This is a genomic window from Kitasatospora sp. NPDC059146 (assembly GCF_042786665.1).
Classification (GTDB): domain Bacteria; phylum Actinomycetota; class Actinomycetes; order Streptomycetales; family Streptomycetaceae; genus Kitasatospora.
In genome coordinates this window covers 15,774-39,798 of sequence record NZ_JBHZCY010000070.1, presented here as the reverse complement: position 1 = coordinate 39,798, position 24,025 = coordinate 15,774, and the positions used below count along the sequence as shown (strand labels likewise).

21 protein-coding genes are annotated in these 24,025 nt (G+C 74.4%); 8 read left to right on the top strand and 13 right to left on the bottom strand.

What is annotated here, in order from left to right; translation table 11 throughout:
* Positions 1 to 17 precede the first annotated feature (17 nt).
* From ACFXPX_RS26830 to ACFXPX_RS26815, 4 genes are all read right to left on the bottom strand, one after another.
* Positions 18 to 1,274, bottom strand: coding sequence for an SIS domain-containing protein (locus tag ACFXPX_RS26830; RefSeq protein WP_380593451.1), 1,257 nt, complete (start codon positions 1,272 to 1,274; stop codon positions 18 to 20).
* Positions 1,275 to 1,356: 82 nt separating this feature from the next.
* Positions 1,357 to 1,539, bottom strand: coding sequence for a Trm112 family protein (locus tag ACFXPX_RS26825; RefSeq protein WP_375895850.1), 183 nt, complete (start codon positions 1,537 to 1,539; stop codon positions 1,357 to 1,359).
* Between the two features lie 98 nt (positions 1,540 to 1,637).
* Positions 1,638 to 3,023, bottom strand: coding sequence for a phosphomannomutase/phosphoglucomutase (locus ACFXPX_RS26820; protein WP_380593452.1), 1,386 nt, complete (start codon positions 3,021 to 3,023; stop codon positions 1,638 to 1,640).
* A gap of 138 nt (positions 3,024 to 3,161) precedes the next feature.
* Positions 3,162 to 3,611, bottom strand: coding sequence for a DUF3499 domain-containing protein (locus ACFXPX_RS26815; RefSeq protein ID WP_375895855.1), 450 nt, complete (start codon positions 3,609 to 3,611; stop codon positions 3,162 to 3,164).
* A gap of 170 nt (positions 3,612 to 3,781) precedes the next feature.
* Here ACFXPX_RS26815 and ACFXPX_RS26810 point away from each other — a divergent pair, with 170 nt between their 5' ends.
* Positions 3,782 to 4,234 (top strand): metallopeptidase family protein, encoded by a 453-nt coding sequence (locus ACFXPX_RS26810; RefSeq protein WP_350509617.1) that lies wholly within the window; start codon positions 3,782 to 3,784, stop codon positions 4,232 to 4,234.
* A 35-nt stretch (positions 4,235 to 4,269) separates the two neighbouring features.
* Here ACFXPX_RS26810 and ACFXPX_RS26805 read toward each other — a convergent pair whose 3' ends face one another.
* From ACFXPX_RS26805 to ACFXPX_RS26795, 3 genes are all read right to left on the bottom strand, one after another.
* A complete protein-coding gene (locus tag ACFXPX_RS26805; protein ID WP_380643680.1) occupies positions 4,270 to 5,988 on the bottom strand; it encodes a DUF5719 family protein in 1,719 nt (572 codons plus the stop codon).
* 6 nt (positions 5,989 to 5,994) lie between these two features.
* Entirely contained in the window at positions 5,995 to 9,867 is a 3,873-nt protein-coding gene (locus ACFXPX_RS26800; protein WP_380643677.1) for a glycosyltransferase, read from the bottom strand.
* A gap of 252 nt (positions 9,868 to 10,119) precedes the next feature.
* A complete protein-coding gene (locus ACFXPX_RS26795) occupies positions 10,120 to 10,392 on the bottom strand; it encodes a WhiB family transcriptional regulator (RefSeq protein ID WP_375895861.1) in 273 nt (90 codons plus the stop codon).
* Positions 10,393 to 11,010: 618 nt separating this feature from the next.
* On the opposite strand from ACFXPX_RS26795, the gene ACFXPX_RS26790 reads away from it, so the two are divergent.
* The 3 genes from ACFXPX_RS26790 to ACFXPX_RS26780 are packed head-to-tail and all read left to right on the top strand — an operon-like array spanning position 11,011 to position 13,936.
* Positions 11,011 to 11,646 carry a cysteine dioxygenase family protein gene (locus tag ACFXPX_RS26790; protein WP_375895864.1) on the top strand — a complete coding sequence of 212 codons (636 nt, stop codon included), beginning with the start codon at positions 11,011 to 11,013 and terminating at the stop codon, positions 11,644 to 11,646.
* Positions 11,647 to 11,687: 41 nt separating this feature from the next.
* A complete protein-coding gene (gene cofD, locus ACFXPX_RS26785; RefSeq protein ID WP_380525656.1) occupies positions 11,688 to 12,647 on the top strand; it encodes a 2-phospho-L-lactate transferase in 960 nt (319 codons plus the stop codon).
* Positions 12,644 to 13,936: a coenzyme F420-0:L-glutamate ligase gene (locus ACFXPX_RS26780; RefSeq protein WP_375895869.1), complete on the top strand. Its 1,293-nt coding sequence runs from the start codon at positions 12,644 to 12,646 to the stop codon at positions 13,934 to 13,936. Before cofD ends, ACFXPX_RS26780 begins: the two co-directional genes overlap by 4 nt.
* 7 nt (positions 13,937 to 13,943) lie before the next feature.
* Here the strand turns inward: ACFXPX_RS26780 and ACFXPX_RS26775 are convergent, their stop codons facing one another.
* From ACFXPX_RS26775 to ACFXPX_RS26760, 4 genes are read right to left on the bottom strand one after another with little or no spacing between them, the layout of a single operon-like run.
* A complete protein-coding gene (locus ACFXPX_RS26775) occupies positions 13,944 to 14,213 on the bottom strand; it encodes a type II toxin-antitoxin system RelE/ParE family toxin (RefSeq protein WP_380525655.1) in 270 nt (89 codons plus the stop codon).
* Positions 14,210 to 14,482, bottom strand: a complete 273-nt coding sequence (locus ACFXPX_RS26770; protein ID WP_375895874.1) for a type II toxin-antitoxin system Phd/YefM family antitoxin — start codon at positions 14,480 to 14,482, stop codon at positions 14,210 to 14,212. Before ACFXPX_RS26770 ends, ACFXPX_RS26775 begins: the two co-directional genes overlap by 4 nt.
* Positions 14,483 to 14,527: 45 nt before the next feature.
* The gene (locus ACFXPX_RS26765; protein ID WP_380643674.1) at positions 14,528 to 15,577 is read right to left on the bottom strand and encodes a DNA-3-methyladenine glycosylase family protein; all 1,050 of its coding nucleotides are present in this window, start codon (positions 15,575 to 15,577) and stop codon (positions 14,528 to 14,530) included.
* Positions 15,505 to 16,671, bottom strand: coding sequence for a peptidoglycan recognition protein (locus tag ACFXPX_RS26760; RefSeq protein ID WP_380643672.1), 1,167 nt, complete (start codon positions 16,669 to 16,671; stop codon positions 15,505 to 15,507). The genes ACFXPX_RS26765 and ACFXPX_RS26760 overlap by 73 nt, the downstream gene beginning before the upstream one ends.
* Positions 16,672 to 16,775: 104 nt before the next feature.
* On the opposite strand from ACFXPX_RS26760, the gene ACFXPX_RS26755 reads away from it, so the two are divergent.
* The 3 genes from ACFXPX_RS26755 (at position 16,776) to ACFXPX_RS26745 (ending at position 20,511) form a co-directional block, all read left to right on the top strand.
* Entirely contained in the window at positions 16,776 to 17,567 is a 792-nt protein-coding gene (locus tag ACFXPX_RS26755) for a TIGR03089 family protein (RefSeq protein WP_375895881.1), read from the top strand.
* A 35-nt stretch (positions 17,568 to 17,602) separates the two neighbouring features.
* Entirely contained in the window at positions 17,603 to 18,853 is a 1,251-nt protein-coding gene (locus tag ACFXPX_RS26750) for an LCP family protein (protein ID WP_380643670.1), read from the top strand.
* A 149-nt stretch (positions 18,854 to 19,002) separates the two neighbouring features.
* Positions 19,003 to 20,511, top strand: a complete 1,509-nt coding sequence (locus ACFXPX_RS26745) for an LCP family protein (RefSeq protein ID WP_375895886.1) — start codon at positions 19,003 to 19,005, stop codon at positions 20,509 to 20,511.
* A gap of 145 nt (positions 20,512 to 20,656) precedes the next feature.
* Here the strand turns inward: ACFXPX_RS26745 and ACFXPX_RS26740 are convergent, their stop codons facing one another.
* A complete protein-coding gene (locus tag ACFXPX_RS26740) occupies positions 20,657 to 21,697 on the bottom strand; it encodes a glycosyltransferase family 2 protein (protein WP_375895889.1) in 1,041 nt (346 codons plus the stop codon).
* A gap of 470 nt (positions 21,698 to 22,167) precedes the next feature.
* Here ACFXPX_RS26740 and ACFXPX_RS26735 point away from each other — a divergent pair, with 470 nt between their 5' ends.
* Positions 22,168 to 23,025 (top strand): Fpg/Nei family DNA glycosylase, encoded by an 858-nt coding sequence (locus tag ACFXPX_RS26735; protein ID WP_380643667.1) that lies wholly within the window; start codon positions 22,168 to 22,170, stop codon positions 23,023 to 23,025.
* A 37-nt stretch (positions 23,026 to 23,062) separates the two neighbouring features.
* On the opposite strand, the gene ACFXPX_RS26730 is transcribed toward ACFXPX_RS26735, so the two are convergent.
* The gene (locus ACFXPX_RS26730; RefSeq protein WP_375894951.1) at positions 23,063 to 23,923 is read right to left on the bottom strand and encodes an SAM-dependent methyltransferase; all 861 of its coding nucleotides are present in this window, start codon (positions 23,921 to 23,923) and stop codon (positions 23,063 to 23,065) included.
* Positions 23,924 to 24,025 lie beyond the last annotated feature (102 nt).

Sequence of the window (24,025 nt, the reverse complement as noted above, 5' to 3'; positions counted from 1 at the left end):
GGCAGAGAGTAGCGGCCTCAGGACTGCGCGGCGGCCAGCCCCAGGTAGACGGCGGCGAAGTCGGTCAGCGCGATCAGGTCGGCCAGCGCGTGCAGCGGGTCCGCGAGGGTGCTCGCGTACTCGGTGAGCCGTACGTCGTGGGCGGCGGCCAGCCGGTGGGCGCGGCGCACGCCGAAGCTGCGCGGCCGTTCGTCGTCCTCGGGCACCTCGGCGGGGCCGTCCTGCTCCTGCCCGGGGTCCGGCGTGCCCGCCTCGGGGACGTGCCGCAGCAGCAGCACCTGGAGGTGCAGCGGGTCGGGCTCCTCGACCCGGTCGCGGAAGAAGTCGTCCGGGTCGGCGCCCGCGCCCAACTGGCCGGTGAACATGCCGCGGTGGGCGGTGAGCACCTGCGGCAGCGCGCCGGTCAGCGCCGGGCGGCCCGCCCGCTCGGCGAGCTGGGCGGCGAACCGGGAGGCGGCGGCGCCGGCGACCGGGCCCTCGGCCCACAGCAGCGGGACCGTCCCGGCCAGCCGGGCGGCCAGGCCCTTGGCCGGGTTGGTGTACGCGGCGGCGTCCGGGCGGCAGCGCACGGCGGCGGTGTCCAGCAGGTCGGCGACGGCCGGCAGCGCGTCGTAGGGCAGCTGGGTGAGGCCGAGCTTCTGGGCCAGCGCCAGCAGCGGGGTCAGGTGGGACCACAGCGCGGCCGGGTCCTCGGCCGGCAGGTCCGGCTCGGCGGCCGGTGCGGCGGGCGGGCCCTCGTCGGGCAGCACCGTGCCGACGTACGGCAGCGGCAGCGCGCGCACCTGCAGCGCGGCCTCGGCCAGCGGACTGCCGGGCGGGGCGGTGACGACGACGGAGCAGCCGCGGGCGTAGGCCTGCTCGGCGAGGCCGATCAGGCCCTGCTCGCCGCCGTCGGCGGAGCTGACCACCAGCAGGTCGAGCGGTCCGGCCCAGCCGGGCAGCTGCCAGCCGAGCCCGGCGGTGAAGGCGGGCGGGGCGCCGGCCGCCCGGTCGACGCGCGGGGCGACGGCCTCGGTCGGCGGCAGCGGGACGACCAGGACGGCGGTCCCGGCCAGCGCGGCGAGGATCTCGGCGGCGGTCAGGGCGCTGCCGTGCCCGGCGACCAGGACGGCCCGCGGGCGGCCGTCGGGGCGCAGCCGGTCGAGGCCGGCCGCGTCGGCCTGCCGCAGCGCGGTGCGGACCCGGGCGCCGGCGCCGGCCAGGGCCAGCAGGGCGCGGTCGTGGTCGGCGCGCTGGAGGGCGGCCGGATCGTCGAGCAGGGTGTCGTCGAGCATGCGGCGGGCCTCCGGCTGTCCTGTGTGGGCGGCGGGCGCGGGTCGGGCCGGTCGGCCCCGGGGCTGGTCGGCCCCAACAGGATCAGGCCGGGCGGCGGGCCTCGTCCACCAGGAGGACCGGAATGCCCTCGCGGACCGGGTACGCGAGGCCGCAGTCCGCGCCGGTGCAGAGCAGCTCGGGCTGCTCCTCGGTGCCGCCCTCGGCGAGCGCGGCCCGGCACTGCGGGCAGACCAGGATCTCCAGCAGGAAGGATTCGAGCTTCATGGGGGCTCTCCAAAGTTCGGTGGTGGCACGGAGGTGCCCCGGCCGATAGGCAACCCTACCGGCCGGGGCACGGTGCGCTCCGGTCAGGCGCGGTCCGGTCAGGCGCGCACGACGGCGAGCACGCCGTCGCGCAGTTCGGCCATCCGCGCCGGGTCCTTGGCCTCGACGTTCAGGCGCAGCAGCGGCTCGGTGTTGGAGGCGCGCAGGTTGAACCACCAGTCCGGGCCGGCCACGGTGAGGCCGTCCAGCTCGTCCACCGTGGTGCCCTCCAGGCCGGCGTAGGCGGCGCGGACGGCGGCGGTGCTGGCGGCCTGGTCGGCGACGGTGCTGTTGATCTCGCCGGAGGCGGCGTAGCGGTCGTACTCGGCGGTCAGCTCGGACAGGGTGCCCTGCTGCCCGCCGAGCGCGGCCAGCACGTGCAGCGCGGCCAGCATGCCGGTGTCGGCGCGCCAGAAGTCGCGGAAGTAGTAGTGGGCGGAGTGCTCGCCGCCGAAGACGGCGTCGGTGGCGGCCATCTCCTGCTTGATGAAGGAGTGGCCGACCCGGGTGCGCACCGGGGCGGCGCCGAGCTCGCGGACCACCTCGGGGACGGTCCAGGAGGTGATCAGGTTGTGGATGATCGTCGGCTCGGCCTCGCCGGCGGCCTGGGCGCGGGCGATCTCGCGGGCGGCGACCAGGGCGGTGATCGCGGACGGGGAGACCGGCTCGCCGCGCTCGTCGACCACGAAGCAGCGGTCGGCGTCGCCGTCGAAGGCCAGGCCGATGTCGGCGCCGACCTTGCGGACCTCGGCCTGGAGGTCGACCAGGTTCTTCGGGTCGAGCGGGTTGGCCTCGTGGTTGGGGAAGGTGCCGTCCAGCTCGAAGTACATCGGGACGAGCTCGATCGGCAGGCCGTCGAAGACGGTCGGCACGGTGTGGCCGCCCATGCCGTTGCCGGCGTCCACGGCGACCTTCAGCGGGCGGATCGCGCTGAGATCGACCAGGCCCAGCAGGTGGTCGGCGTAGCCGCGCAGGGTGTCCTGGGCGGAGAGCCCGCCGGGCTTCACGTCCTTGGCCGGGACGGTGACGGTGTCGTCCTCGGCGGTCCAGGACTCGACCAGCTCGCGGATCTCGGACAGGCCGGTGTCCTGGCCGACCGGGGCGGCGCCGGCCCGGCACAGCTTGATGCCGTTGTACTGGGCCGGGTTGTGGCTGGCGGTGAACATCGCGCCGGGCAGGTCGAGCTTGCCGCTGGCGTAGTAGAGCTGGTCGGTCGAGCAGAGGCCGATCTCGACCACGTCGGCGCCGTAGGCCGCGGCGCCCTCGGCGAAGGCCCGGCTCAGCGACGGCGAGGAGGGGCGCATGTCGTGCCCGACCACGATCGCGGTCGCGCCGGTGACCTGCACGAACGCGGCGCCGAAGGCCCGGGACAGGCTCTCGTCCCACTGGTCCGGGACGACACCTCGGACGTCGTACGCCTTCACGAGCTGCTTGAGGTCGCGCACTGCGGCTCCACCCTGGTTCTGTGCTGATCGATACGTCGGGCCACCGACGCGTCCGGTCGACGGATCGCGGTGGTGTCAGACGGGCAGCGTACCCGGGCCGGGTGAACGCACCGTGCGGGGCGAGGCCCAGGAGAGGCCCTAGTTGTCGGGCGAGCGCAGGACCCGGAGGTGGCCGCGGCGGCCGCCCTCGGTGGACTCGCCCTCGGGGACGCGGCCCTGACGGGGGGTCTGCGGGCGGGCGGCCTCGCGGACGGCGTTGGCGAGGGCCTCCAGGTCGTCGCTGCTGCGGCGCAGCGGCCCGGTCTCGAGGGCGAGCCGGACGACCTCCCAGCCGCGCGGGGCGGTGAGCCGCTCGGCGTGCTCGGCGCACAGGTCGTAGCAGTGCGGCTCGGCGTAGGTGGCGAGCGGGCCCAGTACGGCGGTGGAGTCCGCGTAGACGTACGTCAGCGTCGCGACGGCCGGTCGGCCGCACGCGGTCCGCGAACAACGACGTACAGAGCTCACGAGGGTGGACGGTACCGCACTCCCCGCCGGGGAGCGAAGACCGCCTGTCCGGCGGGGGTGCCGTGTCGCGCCCCGGGTGCTCACCGGCGTCCCCCCGCCTGGGCCCCGCCGGGCCGTGGGGGCGCCCCGGGCGCGCCCGCCCGGCTCCTGCCGACCGGCTCGCTCCGGCCGCTCGGACACGCGCCGTCGCACCGGCGATTCCCCCGTCGGAGTGGTCCACTTCCGACCCGCCAAGGACTACTCTCGGCAGTGATATGGACAGCTCCGCACCGCAGTCATCGACAGGCCCTTCGCGCCGCCCCCGGCACCGCGACCGGCACGGCAGGGGGCTGCGCGGCCCGCTGGCCCCGCCCCAGGTGCCGATCTCGCTCACCCGCTCCGAACTGTTCGACGACTACGTGCGCGAGTCGGTGGAGCGGTTGGAGCGGCGGTGGCCGCAGCTGATCGAGGTGGAGTTCGCCGTGCAGGAGGTGCCGCTGCACGAGCCGGACGGCGCCGACACCGAGGACGGCGTGCCGCTGGGCCGGGTGTCGCCCGGTCAGAAGGGCCACAAGAGCCAGATCGTGGTGTACCGGCGGCCGGTGGAGATCCGGGCGAAGACCCGGGAGGACCGGGCGGCGCTGGTGCACGAGATCCTGATCGAGCAGGTGGCCGAGCTGCTGGGGCTGTCGCCGGACGCGATCGACCCGCGCTACGACGAGGAGTGACCTTCCGGGGCCCCGCGGGGCCCCGGAAGGGCCGGTCAGCGCAGCACCACTCCCGGGTCCTGGGTGGCCTGCGGGACCTGCACGGTGCTGTGGTCGTCGCGCAGTGCCTGGACGGTGAACATCGGCACGTCCTTGGCGGGCAGGGCGAGCATCCGGGCGGCGACCACCGGGCCGCCGGACTCGGTCTCCACGGTGACCGCGAAGACGCCGTTCAGCCCGGCGGGCTCGGGCGCCGGGATGGCGACCGTGCCGCCGGCCGGGAGCTGGACCTCCTTGGTCGCCGGGGTGCCGCCGCCGCTGCCGGCCGAGCCGGTGACCTTGACGGTGGCGGCGTCGCCGGTGGAGGTCAGGAAGATCGTGGAGGCCCCGGCCCGGTTGTCGGCGACGGTGGCGCGGGCGCCGACCGGGCCGCTGCCGGTGAGCCAGGCCGCCTCGCTCTTGCCGTTGCCGCCCGTGCGGTCGACCCGCAACCCGGCCACGATCTTGGTGGGGTGCCGGTCGTCGCTGGGCGACAGCCGCAGCCCGGCGACCTCGTCCCGGGTGACCTTGCCCAGGTCGACGGCGGCCACCATGCCCGCCTTGACGTGGATCGACTCGTTGCCGGCCGGGGTGAACCAGCCGTTCTTGCCGGAGAGCTGGATCTTGAGGTCGGCGTCGTCCTCCGGCGGGGCCCAGACCACCAGCCGGGCCGCGGTGGCATCGGCGGGCAGGCCGGGCATCACCTGGGTGGCGGCCGGCTCGGCCGAGGCGGGGACCCTGTCGGCGCCCTTGGCGCCGTCGGCCGCGTGCAGCGCGGCGCCGATCCGCCCGGAGCGCACCACCACGTGCACGGCGAGGTCGGTGACGGCGCCCTTGCTGATCGTCGACAGCAGGACGGACTGCGAGCTGCCGGGGGCGACGGCGATGCCGTTGGCGGCGTCGTTGTCGATCAGGCCCTTGTCGCCGTACAGCTTGATGTCGACCACGGCGGCGGAGGACTCGGGGTTGACCAGGCTGACGTAGTCGACCCGGTCGCCGGCCGTGCTGGCCCCGGCGAACCAGAAGCTGGTGCTCTCCGGGGTGCAGGTCAGGCCGGACAGGCCGGTGCCGCGCTGCTCGGTGACCACGGTGGTCTGGCTGACGGTGAAGCCGGGGGCGAGCGCGCCGGTGGCGACGGCCCCGGTGCCGGGCGCGGCGTCGCCGTTGCTGGCCGGGCCGGTGGCCGGGGTGCCGGGCTTGCCGAGGGTCAGCTTGGCGTCGGCGGGCGCGGCGTTCTTGTCCGGGGCCGGGGTGGCCGGGGCGCCGGAGCCGCTCGCGGCCGCACTCGGCGCGCCGGCCGGCGATCCGCTCGGCGCCGGGGCGGACGGGGCCGCGCTCGGCGGGGTGGCCGGGGCGGCCTGCTCGGAGAGCCAGCCGGCGCCGCCGGTGGCCGAGCCGGTGCCGGGCGGGGTGTAGGCGGTCAGCGTGGTCGAGCCGGTCAGGCCCTGGAAGGGCTGCGGGCAGACCGCCGCCGTCCGCTCGACCTGCGCGGTGCTCGGGGCGGCCCCGCCGTCCGCCTTGGCCGGGCCGGCCGGCGGGCGCAGCTCGGCGATCCCGAACACGGCCGCCAGCACCACGGCCGCGGCCAGCAGGGACTGGGTGGTCTTCCCCGCGGACCGGCCGGGGGCCGTCCCCGGCGCGCCGGCGGGCTCCGCGGCCCCGGCCGCAGCGGCGGAGGGCTCTGCGGGCTGCTCGGCCCGGGCGGCGGACTTCTTCCCGAATGCGGGCTTCTTCATGGCGGGTCAGCTCCCCGATCCGTGCTGGTGGGGGCCGTAGTTCCCGGAAGGGTGCCCGGTGCCGCCCGGTTCGTTGGGGTCGTAGTACGGCTCGCCCTGCTGCTGGCCCGGCAGCCAGGTCTGCTGGGGCTGCCCGGGCTGCTGCTGGTAGGCGTCGTAGCCGTACTGCTCCTGCGGGTACTGCTCGTACCCCTGCTGCTCGTAGCCCTGCTGGTCGTACCCCTGCTGCGGGTAGCCCTGCTGGTGGCCGTCGTACCCGTAGCCCTGGCCCGCGTACGGCGCGGCGACCGGCTGCTGGGTCGCGTACTGGTCGTAGCTGTACGGGTCGGCCTGCTGGTACGTCTGGTACGGGTCGGTGTACGGCTCGGCCTCCTGGACGGCGGCGGCCGCCTGGACCGCCCCGGCCACCGGCTCGCCGGCGGGCTGCGCCGGGATCGCGCCCGGCAGGCCGTCGTACACCCCGGGCTCCTCGGCGCCGGGCTCGCCGCCCTCGCCGCGCTCGGCCATCCGGCGGGCCCGGCGGCTGCCGGGGGCGGGGGCCTGCGCCTGGGCGGCGGCGGCCAGCGCGGCGGCGGCGACCACCTCCTCGGGCAGGTCGTCGTCCTTGTGGCTGCGGCGGCCGGGCAGGGCCAGCACCAGGATGGTGAGGCCGACCAGGACCTGCGCCCAGATCCAGCCGGTGTGGACGAGGCTGCCCTCGCGGGTGACGCTCAGCTTGCCGCCGGCGGCCGGGAGCTTGAAGCCCTGCGCCCAGCCGTCGACCGTGGTGGGCTCCAGCGCGGTGCCGTCCATGGTGGCCTTCCACTCGGGGGCGGCGGCCTCGGCCAGCCGCAGCACCCGGCCGTCCGGACCGGCCGGGACGGTGGCGGTGAGGTCGCGCTCGCCGGACGGGACGACCACCGGGGTGGCGCCCGGAGCGGTGATCACCGCGCGCACCGCGGGCGCGCCGTTGACCTGCCAGAGCGCGGCGTCGCCGTCCTGGTTGGCCTTCACCAGGCCGGGGGTGGTGTCCAGGACGTCCTTGAAGGCGTCCACGGCCTGCCGCTCGACCAGCACGTAGGCGATGCCGTAACCGGCCAGGGCGTTCGCCTGGTCGGCGCCGGAGCCGGCCAGCAGGCTGCCGACCATCCGGTCCAGACCGCCCTGGGTACCGGTGGCCGGGTCGACGGTGGACTCCGCCTGGCCGAGGGTCAGGCCGGCGCCGCGCACCACGGTGTAGCGGACGGCGCCCTTCTGGCCGGTGACCACGAGGGTGCGGGACCGGTCACTGGTACCGGCCTCCTCGGCGATGAAGGCCGGCACCTGGCCGGACGCGGCGCGGTGCAGCGGGCCCCCGGCGCCGGTCAGCGCCCACCACAGGCCGGTGCCCAGCGGGGCCAGCACGGCGGCGGCCACCACCAGGGCGGCCACCGGCTGGCGCCAGCCGAAGGCGATCCCGGCGACCCGGGCGTTGGCGCCGTCGGCGCCGATCGCGGCAGCGGCGAGCAGGGCGATCCCGGCGATCAGGGTGGCCGGGCCGGCCCAGGCGGGCACCGGCTGGCCGCCGGAGGCCGGGGTGACGGAGGTGCCCGCCACCGCGACGGCGAAGACCAGCCCGGCACCGGCCGCGCCCCAGGCGGCGAGCACCGCGCGGCGGCGGTCGGCGCGCAGCAGCGCGGCCAGTGCGGCCAGGACGACACCGGTGGAGAGCCAGACCGGCGGCACCCCGGCGCCGCCGGGGTTGACCAGCAGCAGGCCGGCCGCGCTCGCCCCGGCGCCGTGCAGTCCGGGCAGCCCGGCCTCCAGCAGCAGCCACTGCGGGTGCGAGAGCACTTTGAGCGACCAGGGGGCGAGCACCGCGACCGGCACCGCGAGGATCACCAGGACGCGCAGGCCGAGCAGGCGCAGCGCCGTGCCGCCGGAGCCGAAGGCGCCGCCGCGCAGCACCGCGAGGACCAGCACGGCCAGGCAGAGCGGTACCGCGAGGGCCCAGGTCAGCGGGACGAAGGCGGTGGCCAGGGTGAGCAGCAGGACGGTCATCCAGACCGGCCGCCAGCCGGGGCGGGCGCCCTTGGCAGCGCTCTCCTGGCGGATGCCGAGGCCGGCCGCGATCGCGGCGGCGCGGGCCAGCGGCGGCAGCAGCACGGCGAGGACGGCGGTGCCGATCCGGCCCTGGGCGAGCGCGCCGGTGGCGGCGGGCAGCAGCGCGTAGGTGGCGCTGGCCCAGGCGCGGACCAGCTTGGAGTCCAGCAGCGGCCGGGAGACCAGGTAGGCGCTGACCGCGGCGAGCGGGACGGTGAGCACGACCAGCAGGGTGAGCGCGAGGTCGGCGTGGCCGAACAGCAGCCAGGAGAGCACCGAGAGCACGCCGAGGTACGGCGGTGCGGCGGCGGTGGAGCCGGTGCCGACCGGGTGCCAGGCGTCCGCGTACATCGCCCACAGGCCGCCCGCGCCGTCGGAGGCGGGCAGCAGGGCGCCGCCGAACAGCTCGCCGCTGCCGAACAGGCCGCGGCAGGCGACCAGGGCGAACACCAGCAGGCCGGCGAACAGCACCGGCGCGGGGCGCCGGGCCAGCTTCTTGATCAGCGCGAACTGCTCGACGACGAGGTCCTCGCCGTCCTCGTCGCCACCGGCCTCGACCGAGCCGTGCCGGCTGCCGGTGTCGTCGGCGCCCCCTATCCCGAGCGAGCCGATGACGCCCTCGACGGCCAGCCGGGTGGTGGCACCGGGCGCCGGGAAGAGCGTGCGGTCGTCCAGGGCGTCCGCGGCGCGGGTCCGGGCACGGTGTTTGCGCGCGGCCAACAGCCGTGGGAAGCGGACGAGTTCGTGGCCGAGGCCGGCCAGTTCGTCGACCGCCTGGCGCGGGTCCTTGCCGAGCAGGTTGGTGACGGCCCGCACCAGGGTGCCGAGCACCAGGCGCAGCAGCACGTACGGGAAGAGCGCGCCCCTGCAGTTGGCGAGCAGGGTGTAGACGGCGCCGGACTTGTCCACCCGGTGCGGGTGGGCGGGGCCGCAGTCGATCGCGCGGCGCTCGCGGCTGGCCGCCTCGGCGTGCCGCAGCACGGCGTCGGGGGCGACCACCACGCGGTGGCCGGCGGCGTTGACCCGCCAGCAGAAGTCGGTGTCGTCCCGCATCAGCGGGAGGGCCCGGTCGAAGCCGCCGAGCTCCTCGAAGACGTCCCGGCGCACCAGCATGCCGGCGCTGGAGACGGCCAGCACCGGGCGGACCTGGTCGTGCTGGCCCTGGTCCTGCTCGCGGCGGTCGAGGCCGGTCCAGCGGCGGCCGGAGCGGGCGATGGTGACGCCGATCTCCAGCAGCTGGCGGCGGTCGTACCAGCTGCGCAGCTTGGGGCCGACCACGCCGGCGCTGGGGGTGGAGTCGGCGACCTGGAGGAGCCGGCGCAGCGCGTCGGTCTGCGGCTCGCAGTCGTCGTGCAGCAGCCAGAGCCACTCGACCGGCTGGGTCTCGCGCGGGCCGCCGCGGCCGAGGTCGTCCTCCTGGGCGAGCGGGTCGCCGTAGTCGTCCCAGCCGCCGGTGACCGGGTCGTAGCCGGAGGGGTCGAGCCGGTACGGGAGGTCCTCCGGGCGCAGGGGCGCGCTGCTCGCGACGGCCTCGGCGACGGCGGCGCCGAAGCCGGCCCGGCGGCCGAGCACCAGCGGGCCGCTCTCGGGCAGCCAGTCGGCCAGGGTGTCGGCGAGCAGCTGCGGGGAGTTGTCGGTGGATCCGGTGTCGACCGCGAGGATCCGCTGGACCTGGCGGTCCTGGCCGAGCAGTCCGGCCAGGGCCTGCGGCAGCCAGCGGGCGCCGTCGTGCGAGACGATCACCGCGGTCACCAGGTGGCGCGGGTAGGCGGGCGGCCTGGAAGCGGTGAAGCCGCTCTGGTGGCTGTAGACGGTCATCGAGTGCGCGGGCCCCAGTTCTCGGTGGACACAGCCGGTGAACGGCAACCGGATGGCGCACCACACTAACGGCTCCGGATGGCCGCTTCGTGCCCGGTGCCGGTGCGGAGGCGGTGAAGAAGGGGACCCGGGATCGGCATGAACCGGTCCGGGAACACGAAAGCGCCCCACCGTCGCGGTGAGGCGCTCGTACAGCTGTGCGGCCGTCCACCGGTGGCGGAGGGTCAGCGAGATCGGTCGGGGCCGCCCCGGTCAGACGGCGCTCTTCTTGAGCCGGCGGCGCTCGCGCTCGGAGAGGCCTCCCCAGATGCCGAAGCGCTCGTCATTGGCGAGGGCGTACTCCAGGCACTCCGAACGGACCTCGCAGGCGAGGCAGACCTTCTTGGCCTCGCGGGTCGAGCCACCCTTCTCGGGGAAGAAGGACTCCGGGTCGGTCTGGGCGCACAACGCGCGCTCCTGCCAACCGAATTCCTCCTCTTCCTCCGCGATGCCGTCCCCGATCAACAGCTCAAAGAGCTCGCTCATGTGGCGCGCCTCCTCTGCCCCTACTTGGCGTCCCCGTGGTTGCCGTTGCCTCGTGCGGCTGACGACACGAGTGAAATTACAGTTGCGTCACTCTGGCCCAGTCAAGCCGAGCTCTGGTATTGAGGCCGGGATTCACTCCCTGGCACCAAGCCGTTACGAATAGTGTACATATCCGGACACATCGGACCTTGGGTCCGAAAGCCCCGGCGACACCGAAACGCCCGCAATCACTCGCGGAATGACGCTCGGTCATCGTGACAGGCCGGTCATCGGCCTCCCTTCCCGGCGATCTTCCCATCGAAACATAGAGAGTGATGAATCACCCCATCCAGGAAAGATCCGGACCTAACCCACTCGAATGCCGCATCCTTCGGTTTGACACCGCCCCTGCGGATGCGGTCTCCTTTCCTCCATGTCAGAGTTCGCCAGCCCCCGGAGCGGTTCCACGCTCCGCCGTGCCGTGAACTCCTGTTGTCGCCTCTGTTCCTGCTGTATCTAGGCGCCCGCGTCCCACCGCGCGCCGCCCAGGAAGCACAGAGGCCGCCCGCGACTCCCGCCCCAGGACATCCCGGATCCGGCTGCTCCCCGAACCAGCCGAGCCATCCGAGGACGACTCCCGTGCGCATGATCCGCATCCGCAAGCGGAACCGCGACCGCAACAAGCACGCCCGCCGCGGCCTCGCCGCCGCCCACGCACCCCGCCACGGCGACCGGCACCGCTGGGCCGACGGCCTCAGCGACGTCTCCATCGCCGGCGACCCGCTCGCCTTCCCGCACCTCGCCCGCACCGACCTGCCCGGCCACCCCACCACCGTCGCCGGGTACGCCCGGCTGGTCCGCGAGATCGCCGCCGACCGCACCCGCTGGGAACCGCTGGTCCGCTACGACGCGCTCACCCGCTGGTACGCCCGCCTGGAGACCGGCCCCGGCTACGAGGTCTGGCTGCTCAGCTGGCTGCCCGGCCAGAGCAGCGGCTTCCACGACCACGGCGAGTCCTCCGGCGTGATGACCGTCGTCCAGGGCGAGCTGACCGAACGCTCGCTCACCCACGCCGGCGAAGGGGCCCGCACCCTGCGCCCCGGCGGGCAGCGGGTGTTCTCCTCCGGCTACCTGCACGAGGTGGTCAACGGCGCGCTCGAACCCGCCGTCTCCATCCACCTCTACACCCCGGGCCTGACCGCGATGAACCAGTACGGCACCGCCACCGCCGTCCCCGAGCAGCACGCGCACGCGGCGGAGTCCGAGCGGCGTTGACCGAGGCCTGACGAAGAGTCCGACCGTGGCAGGATGACCCCATGCGCATCGTGGCACTGGCAGGCGGGATCGGCGGGGCGCGCTTCCTGCGCGGACTCCTCGCGGCGGTCGGACCGCAGGACGAGATCACCGTCATCGGCAACACCGGCGACGACATCCACCTCTACGGGCTCAAGGTCTGCCCCGACCTCGACACCGTGATGTACACCCTCGGCGGCGGCATCCACGAGGAACAGGGCTGGGGCCGGACCGACGAGACCTGGTCGATCAAGGCCGAGATGAAGGAGTACGGCGTCGGCCCCGAGTGGTTCGGGCTCGGCGACCGCGACTTCGCCACCCACCTCGTGCGCAGCCAGATGCTCACCGCCGGGTACAGCCTCAGCCAGGTCACCGAGGCGCTGTGCGTGCGCTGGAAGCCCGGCGTGCGGCTCCTGCCGATGAGCGACGACCGGGTCGAGACCCACGTGCGGATCACCGACGAACAGGGCACCCGGGCCGTCCACTTCCAGGAGTACTGGGTCCGGCTGCACGCCGCCGTCGACGCCGAGGCGATCATCCCGGTCGGCGCGGACACCGCCAAGCCCGCGCCCGGCGTGCTGGAGGCCCTCGCCGAGGCCGACGTCATCCTCTTCCCGCCGTCCAACCCGGTCGTCTCGATCGGCACCATCCTCGCCGTCCCCGGCATCCGGGACGCCGTCGCCGCCGCCCCGGCGCCGGTGGTCGGGCTCTCCCCGATCATCGGCGGGGCGCCGGTGCGGGGCATGGCCGACAAGGTGCTCGCCGCCGTCGGCGTCGAGGCCACCGCCGAGGCGGTCGCGCTGAACTACGGCGCCGGCCTCATCGACGGCTGGCTGGTGGACACCGCGGACGAGCAGGCCGTCCCGGCCGTCGAAGCCGCCGGGATCGCCTGCCGGGCCGTCCCGCTGCTGATGACCGACGTCGAGGCCACCGCCGAGATGGCCCGCGCGGCGCTGGCGCTGGCCGAGCAGGTCCGCGCGTGACCATCGAGATCCTTCCGGTCCAGGGCATCCCCGAGGTCGAGGCCGGGGCCGACCTCGCCGGGCTGATCGCCAAGGCCGGGACGTACCGCGACGGCGACATCCTGCTGGTCACCTCGAAGATCGTCAGCAAGGCCGAGGGCCGACTGCTGCACGCCACCGACCGGGACGCCGCGGTCGACGCCGAGACCGTCCGGGTCGTCGCCCGGCGCGGACCGGCCCGGATCGTCGAGAACCGCAACGGCTTCGTCATGGCCGCCGCCGGGGTCGACGCCTCCAACACCGCCCCCGGCACCGTGCTGCTGCTGCCCGAGGACCCGGACGCCTCGGCCCGCGCGCTGCGCGCCCGGCTCCAGCAGCTCACCGGCCACCGGATCGCCGTCGTCGTCACCGACACCTTCGGCCGGCCCTGGCGCAACGGGCTCACCGACGTCGCGATCGGCGCCGCCGGACTGTCCGTCCTGGAGGACCACCGGGGGCGCACCGACAGCCACGGCAACGAACTGGTGCTCACCGTCACCGCGACCGCCGACGAACTCGCGGCCGCCGGCGACCTCGTCAAGGGCAAGGCCACCGGCGTCCCGGTCGCCGTCGTGCGCGGGCTCGGCCACCTAGTCACCGCCGAGGACGGCGCCGGCACCCGGCCGCTGGTGCGACCCGCCGCGGACGACATGTTCCGGCTCGGCACCTCCGAGGCGCTGCGCCAGGCCGTCACCCTGCGGCGCACCGTCCGCTCCTTCACCGCCGACCCGGTCGACCCGGCCGCCGTCCGGCGCGCGGTGGCCGCCGCCGTCACCGCGCCCGCCCCGCACCACACCACGCCCTGGCGGTTCGTCCTGCTGGAGTCCGCCGAGACCCGGGTCCGGCTGCTGGACGCGATGCTCGGCGCCTGGCAGCGCGACCTCCGTGAACTCGACGGCTGGGACGAGGCCCGGATCGCCCGCCGCACCGCCCGCGGGAACGTGCTGCGCGACGCGCCGTACCTGGTGGTGCCGTGCCTGGTGATGGACGGGTCGCACGACTACCCGGACCCGCGGCGGGCCGCGGCCGAACGGGAGATGTTCACGGTGGCCCTGGGGGCCGCCGTGCAGAACCTGCTGGTCGCGCTCACCGGCGAGGGGTACGGCACCGCCTGGGTCTCCTCCACGATGTTCTGCCGTGACACCGTCCGGGGTGCGTTGGACCTGCCGGAGGGATGGGACCCGATGGGGGCCGTCGCCGTGGGACGCCCGGCGGAGGCGCCGCGGGTCCGCCCGGAGCGCAGCGCCGACGCCTTCGTCGCGGTGCGGTAGGGATCCCTCAGAGGCCCCGGTAGATCTCGCGGCGGTCGCCCACCTTCACGACGACGATCACCAGCACGTCGTCGTGGATCTCGTACGCCACCCGGTACATGCCGACCCGGAGCCGGTAGAGACCCGTGTGTCCGGTCAGCTTCTTCACGTCCGGGCCGTCGGCGTACGGGTCGTCCCCGAGTCTGGTGAGCGCGGCGAGGATCTGCATGGCATCGACCTGGCTGATGTCGCGCAGTTGCCGCCGAGCGCTCGCGGTGAAGCGGAACGCGTACTTCACGCGGCGCTCCCGGCACTGCTCGGCGGCTCTCCGAAAAGGTCTGCCAGAAGTTCGGCCATGCTCACCGTGGGTTCGTTCCGGTGTTTCTCCGCCTCACGGGCGAGGAGCTCGTCCTCCGCGTCCTCTATGGCATCGAGGATCTCGATCGGCACGACCGCGCCGACACGCTCGCCCTTGCGGGTGATGACGGTGATCTCACCGGCCTCGGCCCGGCTCAGCACCTCGGCGAGGTGGGCCCGGGCCTCACGGATGTTCAGTTCATCAGCCATGCTTCCAGCGTACACACGGCGTGTACGCAGGGCGGCGTTCTCCGGTCAGCGGTTGCGGTGGTCGTTGGGGGTGAGTCTGGGGCCGTAGCGGGGGGCGTGGGGGGTGGTGGCGGTGAGGAGGCGGCAGAGGCGGTGGCGGTGGGGGCGGTAGGGCTCCAGTAGGGCGAGCATCTGGGTGTCGTCGCTGCGGGGGCGGCCGGCCAGGGCCCAGCCGACCAGGTTGGGGAGGTGGAAGTCGCCGACCGAGACCGCGTCCGGGTCGCCGTTGCTGCGCTGGAGGGTTTCGGCGGCGGTCCAGGTGCCGATGCCCGGGACGGCCGTCAGGCGGGCGAAGGACTCCTCGTGGGCCATCGCGGAGGCCTCTTCCAGGCGGGGTGCCAGCCGGACCGCGCGCTGGATCGTGGCCGAGCGTCCGGGGTCGACGCCGGCCCGGTGCCACTCCCAGCTCGGGACCATCGCCCAATCGCGGGCCGACGGGGCCACCCGCATGCCCTCGGCCGGGCCCGGGGCCGGGGTGCCGAAGTCGCGGAGCAGGGTGCGCCAGGCGCGGTAGGCCTCGTCGGTGGTGACCTTCTGTTCCAGGATCGCGGGGACGAGGGACTCCAGGACCAGGCCGGTCCGGGTGAGCCGCACCCCGAGGGTGCGGCGCTGGGCGTCCCGGAGCGGGCCGGGGGGCAGCACCAGCGCCTCCGGGTGGTCCTCGGCGCCGAGCAGGGTGGGCAGCCGGTCGAGCAGCCACTGGGCGCCCGGCCCCCAGGCGGTCGCCTCCACCTCGCCCGCACCGGGGCGCGGCAGCACCCGCAGGGTGCCGACGCCGGCCGGGGTGCGGGAGGCGCGCCAGACGGCACCGTCGCCGGTGGTGCGGTACGAGGGGTCGGCGGGGCCCCGGCGCAGCGGCAGCAGGGTGCGGACGGGGTCGAGCGGGAAGCCCGGCCGCCAGTGCCGTACCGCTTCGCCGCCCGTCACTGCCGTCGCCTCCTGGGGTGCCTGAGGCCCTGAACGATACGTGGGGAGGGTGACGGCTAGGGAGTCTGGAGTCGGGCGGCGGCTGTGCGGAGTTCGGGGAGCCGGGCGTAGAGGGCCTTGCCGGGGCATTCGGTGTTGAAGGCGTCGCGGTGGCCGGAGACGGCGTCGAAGTCGACGACGGTGCCCTTGGGGTAGCGGCTGGCGTCGGACGAGGAGGTGAGTCTGGTGCGGCCGTCGGCGGGCCGGCCGGTGAGGCCGAGCTTCCAGGCGGCGATCGCGGCGAGGCCGTCGAGGAGGGGTTGGGGCGGGGTGGCGTCGACGTAGGTGCCGATCGCGGCGACGCCGGAGGAGTCGGTGTTGAAGCCGAGGGTGTGGGCGCCGTGGACGGGCCGGTCGACGCCGCCGGCCCGGCCCTCGTAGACGGTGCCGCAGCGGTCGACCAGGAAGTTGTAGCCGATGTCCCGCCAGCCGCTGGTCTTGACGTGGTACTGGTAGATGCCCCTGATCACCCGGGGGGCGTCGGAGCAGGCGTAGTCGGTGGCGGTCGCGGTGTGGTGGACGAAGACCTCGCGGACCGGGCCGGTGTACTCGGAGCCCGGGTCGCGCAGGGACTCGTCGGCGCCCCAGCCGGCCCGGGTGACGATCGCCGGGCGGGGCGCCTGGTGGCCGTCCTCGGCGGCGGGTGCCGCGGGCACCGTCCGGGTGGCGGCCGGGGCGGGTGCGCCGGCGCCGGGGTCGACGAGGTCGAGCCGCAGTCCGGGCGGCGGTCCGGCCGGGCCGGGCCGGAACTCGACGGCGACGCCGTCGCTGCGGCCGGTCCACAGCGGGGCGGTGGCGCCGTGCGGGGCGCGGTCGGGGCCGTCGTCGGTGTCGGTCTCCAGGGTGTGCCAGTCGCTCCAGCGGCCGGTGGCCGCGTCCCGGGTGCGGACCCGGAGGCTCCCGCCGTCCAGCGCTCCCGCCGGTCCGTCCCAGCCGATGCCGAGGAGTTCGAAGGGTCCGGTCGTGCTCGGCGGGAGCCCGTGCCCGGCGGGGAGCCGGAGCGAGACGGTCCGGCCGCCGCCGGGGAAGTCACGGTGCTCGCCGCCGGGGGCAAGGGGCACGGCGGTGGCGGCGGGAGCGGGCTGGAGCAGCAGGGCGGCGGTGCAGCCGGCGAGCAGCGCGGCCGGGAAGGGGAGGCGCGCGGCCTTGGTGGAAAGGCGCGCGGCCTGGTGGGAAAGGCGCATAAAGGGGATCGTCGCCGCAAATCGGACCGCCCGCCACGCCGCCCCGCGCCCGCTCGGCCGCCCCTCCCGGCCTGCCACCCGAAGGCCGTAGGCTGGGGCGCACCATGACTGCGCCATTCGCTGCCGATGCCCGCACCCCCGTCGAGCTGCTGCACGCATACCTGCGCGGCGGCACCCCTTCGGTCGATCCCGCGGCCCCGCTGGTCACTTTCTACGACGACGCCACCGGCGAACGGGTGGAGCTGTCCGCCCGGACCTTCGACAACTGGGTCGCCAAGACCGCCAACCTCCTCCAGGACGAGCTGAACGCCGGTCCGGACGACCGCGCCGCGCTGCTGCTGCCCGCCCACTGGCAGAGCGCCGTCTGGCTGCTGGCCTGCTGGTCCGTCGGTGTGACCGCGGTGCCGGCCGGCGACCCGGCCGACGCCGACCTGGTGGTGAGCGGTCCGGACGGCCTGGAGGCCGCCCAGGCCTGCGGGGGCGAGCGGGTCGCGCTCGCCCTGCGCCCGCTCGGCGGCCGCTTCCCGCACCGCCCGGACGGCTTCCTCGACTACGCCGCGGAGGTGCCCGGCCAGGGCGACCGCTTCGCGCCGTACTCCCCCGTCGCCCCGGACGGGCAGGCGCTGGAGACCTCGGTGGACGGGCTGCCGCTGAAACTGACCGGTGAGCAGACCGTCGCGCTGGCCCGGGAGGGCGCGGCGCGGATCGGCCTCAAGCCCGGGGACCGGGTGATGTCCACCCTCTCCTTCGACGACTGGGCGGGCCTGGAGGCCGGCCTGCTGGCCCCGCTGGCGGTCGGCGCCTCGGTGGTGCTGTGCCGCAACTCCGAGGGCCTGGACGCCGGGCAGTGGGAGAAGCGCTCCGAATCCGAACGGGTGACTGTGCGCCTCGGCTGACCCCGGGACGGTCCCGGCGGGTAGGGATCCCTGCCATGGCCGAGGACGACACCGAGCACCCCCCGACCGACCAGACTCCCCCGGAGCACGCTCCCCCGAGCGGACCGGGACGCCCGCGAAGGCGCCGGCGGTGGCTGATGATCACCGCCGGCGCCGTCGCGTTCCTGCTGGTCGCCACCGGCGTGCTGCTCTGGATCGCCTACCGCAAGCTGGACGGCAACATCAGGACGGACTCGGCCACCGACCGGCTGCTCGCCAAGCTGGAGGCCGAGCGCCCGAGCCGGGCCGCGGGGGCCAAGGGCGCCGAGAACATCCTGCTGATCGGCAGTGACGACCGCTCCGGGGCGAACTCCTCCTACGGCGGCGAGGCCGGGACCCAGCGCTCGGACACCACGATCCTGCTGCACCTGGCCGCCGACCGGAAGCACGCGACGGCGGTCTCCGTCCCGCGCGACGTGATGGTCACCGTGCCCTCCTGCGAGAAGCCGGACGGCAGCCGCAGCAAGGCGGGGACGATGCAGTTCAACTGGGCGTTCGAGCTGGGCGGTCCGGCCTGCTCGATCCGCACCGTCGAGCAGTTGAGCGGCATCCGGATCGACCACTACGTGATCCTCGACTTCAGCGGCTTCAAGACGATGGTGGACGCGATCGGCGGGGTCGAGGTGTGCGTGCCGCAGCCGATCCACGACAAGGACGCCAAGCTCGACCTCCCGGCCGGCCGTCAGCTGCTGCACGGCGAGCAGGCGCTCGGCTACGTCCGGGCCCGGGAGAGCCTGGGCGACGGCAGCGACACCCAGCGGATGGGCCGCCAGCAGCAGTTCCTGGCCTCGCTGATCCGCAAGGTGCAGTCGCAGGGGGTGCTGCTGAACCCGGCCAAGCTGTGGCCGGTGCTGGACGCGGCCACCTCCTCGGTGAAGGCGGACGGCGGCCTGTCCTCGCTCGGCGCGCTGTACGACCTCACCCAGGACCTGCGCGACGTCCCCTCCCCGGACGTGGTGTTCCTGACGGCGCCGCGCCGCCCGTACCGCTACGACTCGGACCGGGACGAGTTCGTCCAGCCGCAGACCACCCAGCTGTTCGACGCGCTGCGGGCGGACCGGCCGCTGGCCCTGCGGCCGCCCGGTTCGGCGCCCTCGCCGGACGCGGGGACCGGAGCCGGGGCGGGCACCGGAGCGGGAGCCGGAGCGGGAGCCGGATCCGACGGGGCCGCGGCGTCACCCTCGGCGGGCGCCTCGCCCACCTTCGAGGGACGCACCGCCGACGTGGACGCCTGCGCCCAGCACTGAACTCGACGTCCGGCTTTGCTTTTTCATTGCTCAAACATGACTGAGATCACACTCGGAACAATTCCCCCGTTCGGCTCGTCTAGTGTGTCCGGATCGACCCGTCGCCCGACGGGTCGGCCTCCGTGACCGGCCGGACGTAGGGGACCCCCGTGCAGCAGGACGAAACGAACACCGGTCGGTTCAGCGGGGGGAGCCGGCGGGAGGCCAAGCGTCTGGCCGCGGCCGCCAAGCGGCAGCGGCGCCGCCGGGTGCTCAAGTGGACGGCGGGGACGGGCGCCCTGGTGATGGTCGCGGGCTGCGGCGGGGCCTACTACCTGTACCAGCACTTCAACAGCAACCTGACCTCGGTCAAGGTCCAGCTGGGCAACGAGGAGGAGCGGCCCAAGGCCGCCGGGGACGCGCTGAACATCCTGGTGATCGGCACCGACAGCCGCCAGGGCCTCGGCCGCGAGTACGGCGACGCGGGCAGCACCGGGCACGCCGACACCACCCTGCTGTTCCACGTCTCCAAGGACCGCTCCAACGCGACCGTGGTCAGCATCCCGCGCGACCTGATGGTGCCGATACCGGAGTGCCAGGACGACAAGGGCAAGAAGATCCCGGGCGTCGCGCGGGACATGTTCAACAACAGCCTCGGCCAGGACGGGCGCGACGCGGGCTGCACCTGGAAGACCGTGGAGAAGCTGACCGGCATCCGGGTCGACCACTTCGTGCAGGTCAACTTCGAGGCGGTGAAGACGCTCTCCACCGCCGTCGGCGGGGTGGAGGTCTGCGCGGCCAAGGACATCGACGACAAGGACTCGCACCTCAAGATGTCCAAGGGCCGCCACGTCGTCCAGGGCGAGGAGGCGCTGGCCTTCGTCCGCACCCGGCACGCGGTCGGCTTCGGCGGCGACCTCACCCGGATCCCGCTCCAGCAGCAGTTCATCAGCGCGATGATCCGCAAGATCAAGAGCGACGACACCCTGACCAGCCCGGGCAAGCTCTACCAGCTCGCGGACGCCGCCACCAAGGCGCTCACCGTGGACTCCGGCATCGGCAGCGTCGACAAGCTCAAGAACCTGGCCCAGGACATCAGCAAGGTGGACACCAAGAACATCACCTTCACCACCGTCCCGGTGCTGGACGACCCCAGCAACAAGGACCGGCTGGTCCTGCACCAGCCGGACGCCGGACAGGTGTTCTCGATGATCGCGGGCGACCGCTCGCTGACCGAGACGGCCGCCCCGGCCGCGACCCCGGACGCCTCGGCCCCGGCGGCCCCGGCCGCGCCGAGCAGCGCCGCCCCGGCGGTGGACACCAAGGGCGTCCAGGTGACGGTGCGCAACGGCAGCGGGACCCGCGGACAGTCCGGGCCCACGGTGGAGAAGCTCAAGGGCAAGGGCTTCGCCAAGGCCGCGGTCGGCTCCGACGCTCCCCCGGCCGCGACCAGCACGGTGTCCCACCCGGCCGGCCAGGAGGCCGAGGCCGCGGCGCTGGCCGCCGCCCTCGGGCTGCCCGCCGACGCCGTGAAGCCCAACCCGAAGGCGGGCCCGAAGGACCCGCTGCTGGTGGTCCTCGGCAAGGACGCCCTGGCGGCTCCCGCGCAGCAGGCGACCGAGGCCCCGAAGGACCTCCAGCGGGTGCAGGCGGACGACGAGGACGTCTGCGCCAAGTAGCCGCCCGGGGCCGAGGGTTCGGTCCGTCCCGCGGTACCGCTCGCCGGTCCGGGGGCCGGTCCGGAGCCCCCGGACCGGCCGGGTCGAGCGGGGCCGCACCGTCCTCAACTGTCCCCGTGCGGGCCGACGGTAGCCGGTCCGGGCGTCAACGCGCCCGGGAGAGCACGTCCTTCGAGGACGGGCCGACGCTCCTTATCACCCGGCGGGCCAGCGAGCGGGGTGAGGTGATGAAGCCGAAGCCCCAGCTCAGATGCATGGTCGCGAGCGCCACCGGCAGCAGCGCCCTGGCCCGGAACGACAGGCCGCGGCCCTCGACCGCGGCGCCGCCGAGGATGCCCAGCAGGTAGACGCCGGGCACCGCGAGGAAGGCCGGGTGGACGGCGGCGCCCAGCACCAGGCCGAGCAGCACCGCGAGCAGCGCGCTCGGCGGGGCCAGGTAGCGCAGGTTGACCGAGCCCCGGTGGTAGCGGGTGACCACCCGGCGCCACCGGCCGTAGTCCTTGTACTGCTTGGCCAGCGCCTTGACGGACGGCCGCGGCCGGTACGTCACCTTCAACTGCGGGGTGAACCAGACCAGCCCGCCGTCCTGGCGGATCCGGTAGTTCAGCTCCCAGTCCTGGGCGCGGATGAACTCCTCGTTGTAGCCGCCGAGTCGCTCCAGCACCTCGCGCCGGAACACCCCGAGGTAGACGGTGTCCGCCGGGCCGGCCAGGCCGCCGGTGTGGAAGGCCGCGTTGCCGACACCGATCTTGGAGGTCATCGCGGCCGCGACCGCGTTCTCCCACTCGGTCTCGCCCTCGGCGTGCATGATGCCGCCGACGTTGGCGGCGTCCATCTCGCCGAGCAGCCGGACCGCGGTGGCGATGTAGCCGGGCGTGAGCAGCCCGTGGCCGTCCACCCGTACGACTATCGGGTACTGCGAGCCCCGGATCGCGGCGTTCAGCCCCGCGGGAGTGCGGCCGGTGGGGTTCTCCACCGTACGCACCCGCGGATCCTCGGCCACCAGCTCGGCCGCGATCTCGGCGGTGCGGTCGGTGGAGGGACCGAGGGCGATCACCACTTCCATCGGTCCGGGGTAATCCTGGTCCAGGATGCGCCGGACCGCCGTGCGCAGGTGTCGTTCCTCGTTGAGCACCGGCATGATCACGGAAACAGCCGGCAGCTCCTCAGCAGCCTTGGTGTTCATCGGGGCCAACCGTACCGGTGTCGACGCATATCCGTCTTGTCCCGGTCCGGCGGCTCCCGGGACCCCTGGAGGGCGACACCGGTGCCGTGATCGGGATCACCGTACCGCCCCGGGCGCCCGGGCCCGAATCGGCGGGGGAACCGTGCAGGTTCGGGGTGGGTTCGGCGACCCCGGTGAACGACGGGCGGACGGCACGGCGCGGGGGGCCGGGGGGCGGGGGCCCCCCGCCCGCGGGCGGGGGCCGGGGGGGGGTGCTCCGGCGGCTGGGTGATTTTCCGACCGCCGACCCTGTGGGCACGTGGCTGGGCGCCGTGGGCGGTCTGAAAATCACCCGTTACGCCGCTCTCCGCACCCACCCCCTCCACCGCCCCCTCCCGCAGCGCGTCCCTCTCGCCTGGGTCGGGTGGTGGGGGTGGGTGGTTGTTGTGGGTGGGTTGGTGCGGGTTTGGGGGTGGGAGGAGACTGGGCGCATGCCGGAGTTGCCCGAGGTTGAGGCGTTGAGTTCCTTTTTGGCCGCGAGGGTGGTCGGGCGGGAGATCGCGCGGGTGCAGGTGGTGGCGATCAGTGCGTTGAAGACGTACGACCCGCCGGTGGCTGCCTTGGAGGGGCGGGTGGTGGGGGCGGTGGCGCGGCGGGGGAAGTTTCTGGACTTCGAGGTGGGTGGGGTGCATCTGGTGGTGCACCTGGCGCGGGCGGGGTGGGTGCGGTGGAGGGATTCGTTGCCGGTGGAACCGGCGAAGCCGAGTTCGAAGAACCCGTTGGCGGTGCGGGTGGGGTTGGAGGGTGGGGACGGGTTCGATCTGACGGAGGCGGGGACGAAGAAGGGGCTCGCCGTCTATGTGGTGCGGGATCCGGTGGAGGTGCCGGGGGTGGCGAGGTTGGGGCCGGAACCGTTGGATCTCGGGGTGGAGGAGTTCGCCGGGTTGTTGCGGGGGGAGCGGCGGAGGTTGAAGGGGGTGTTGCGGGACCAGACCGTGTTGGCGGGGGTGGGCAACGCCTACTCGGACGAGGTGCTGCACGTGGCGCGGATGTCGCCGTACAAGCTGGCGTCGAGCTTGACGGAGGAGGAGACGGCGCGGTTGTACGAGGCGTTGGGTGACACCTTGCGGGACGCGGTGGAGCGGTCGCGGGGGCTGGCGGCGGGGGAGCTCAAGGCGGAGAAGAAGGTGGGGATGCGGGTGCACGGACGGACCGGGCTGCCGTGTCCGGTGTGCGGGGACACGGTGCGGGAGGTGTCCTTCGCGGACTCGTCGTTTCAGTACTGCCCGACGTGTCAGACCGGGGGGAAGCCGTTGGCGGACCGGAGGATGTCGCGCTTGTTGAAGTGACGCGCCCGGGTGGCCCCACCCGGGCGCGGCGGTGGTGTCAGCGCTTGATGGCGACGCCGCCCCAGTAGTAGGCGGCCTTCGGGTCGGCCGGGGGCTCGCCGTCGGGGCGCCAGGCGAGGACGGGGGAGAGGCCCGGCTCGACGAGGTCCCAGCCGTCGAAGAAACGGAGCACGTCGTCGTAGCCGCGCGGGACGAGGGTCATTCCGCCGGCCCGGGCCGCTTCGGCGACCTTGCCGACGGCCTCCGGGGCGAAGTCCGCGGTGGGGGTGGTGAGGGCGATGCAGCTGCCGGCGGGCAGGGCGTCGCGCAGGGCGGCCACCCGGCCCCAGGGGTCGTCCTCGTCGGCGATCAGCATCAGGACGGCGATCATCAGCAGGCCGACCGGCTGGGTGAGGTCGAGGGTGGAGGTGAGCGCCGGGTCGGAGAACAGTTCCTCGGGCTTGCGCAGGTCCGCGTGGATGTAGGTGGTCCGGCTGGCCGGGCTGGAGACCATCAGGGCGCGGGCGTGGGCGAGCACGATGGGGTCGTTGTCGACGTACACGACGCGGGTGCCCGGGCTGACGGCCTCGGCGATCTCGTGGGTGTTCGGTGAGGTGGGGATGCCGGTGCCGAGGTCGAGGAACTGGCGGATGCCGTGCTCCCGGGCGAGGTGGCGGACCGCGCGCCCCTGGAAGGCGCGGTTGGCCTTGGCCATCTCCTTGACGCTGGGCACGGCCTCCTCGATGGCCTGGCCCATGGCGCGGTCCGGCGGGAAGTTGGTCTTGCCGCCCAGCCAGTAGTCGTAGACGCGCGCGGAGTGCGGAGTGGTGGTGTCGACGCCGAAACGTTCCCACTGGCTCAGCTCGACGGCGTCCTCGTCCTGCGGGCCCTGCTGGGGGAAGTCCTGACTTGTCGTCATGGCCACGTCCTCTGATGGCAGATCATCACACTGGGGAAGGCACAGCGTAGCGGCCATGGGGGGAATGAGGGGAAGGGGTGTCGGTAGGTCGGTGGGATGGGG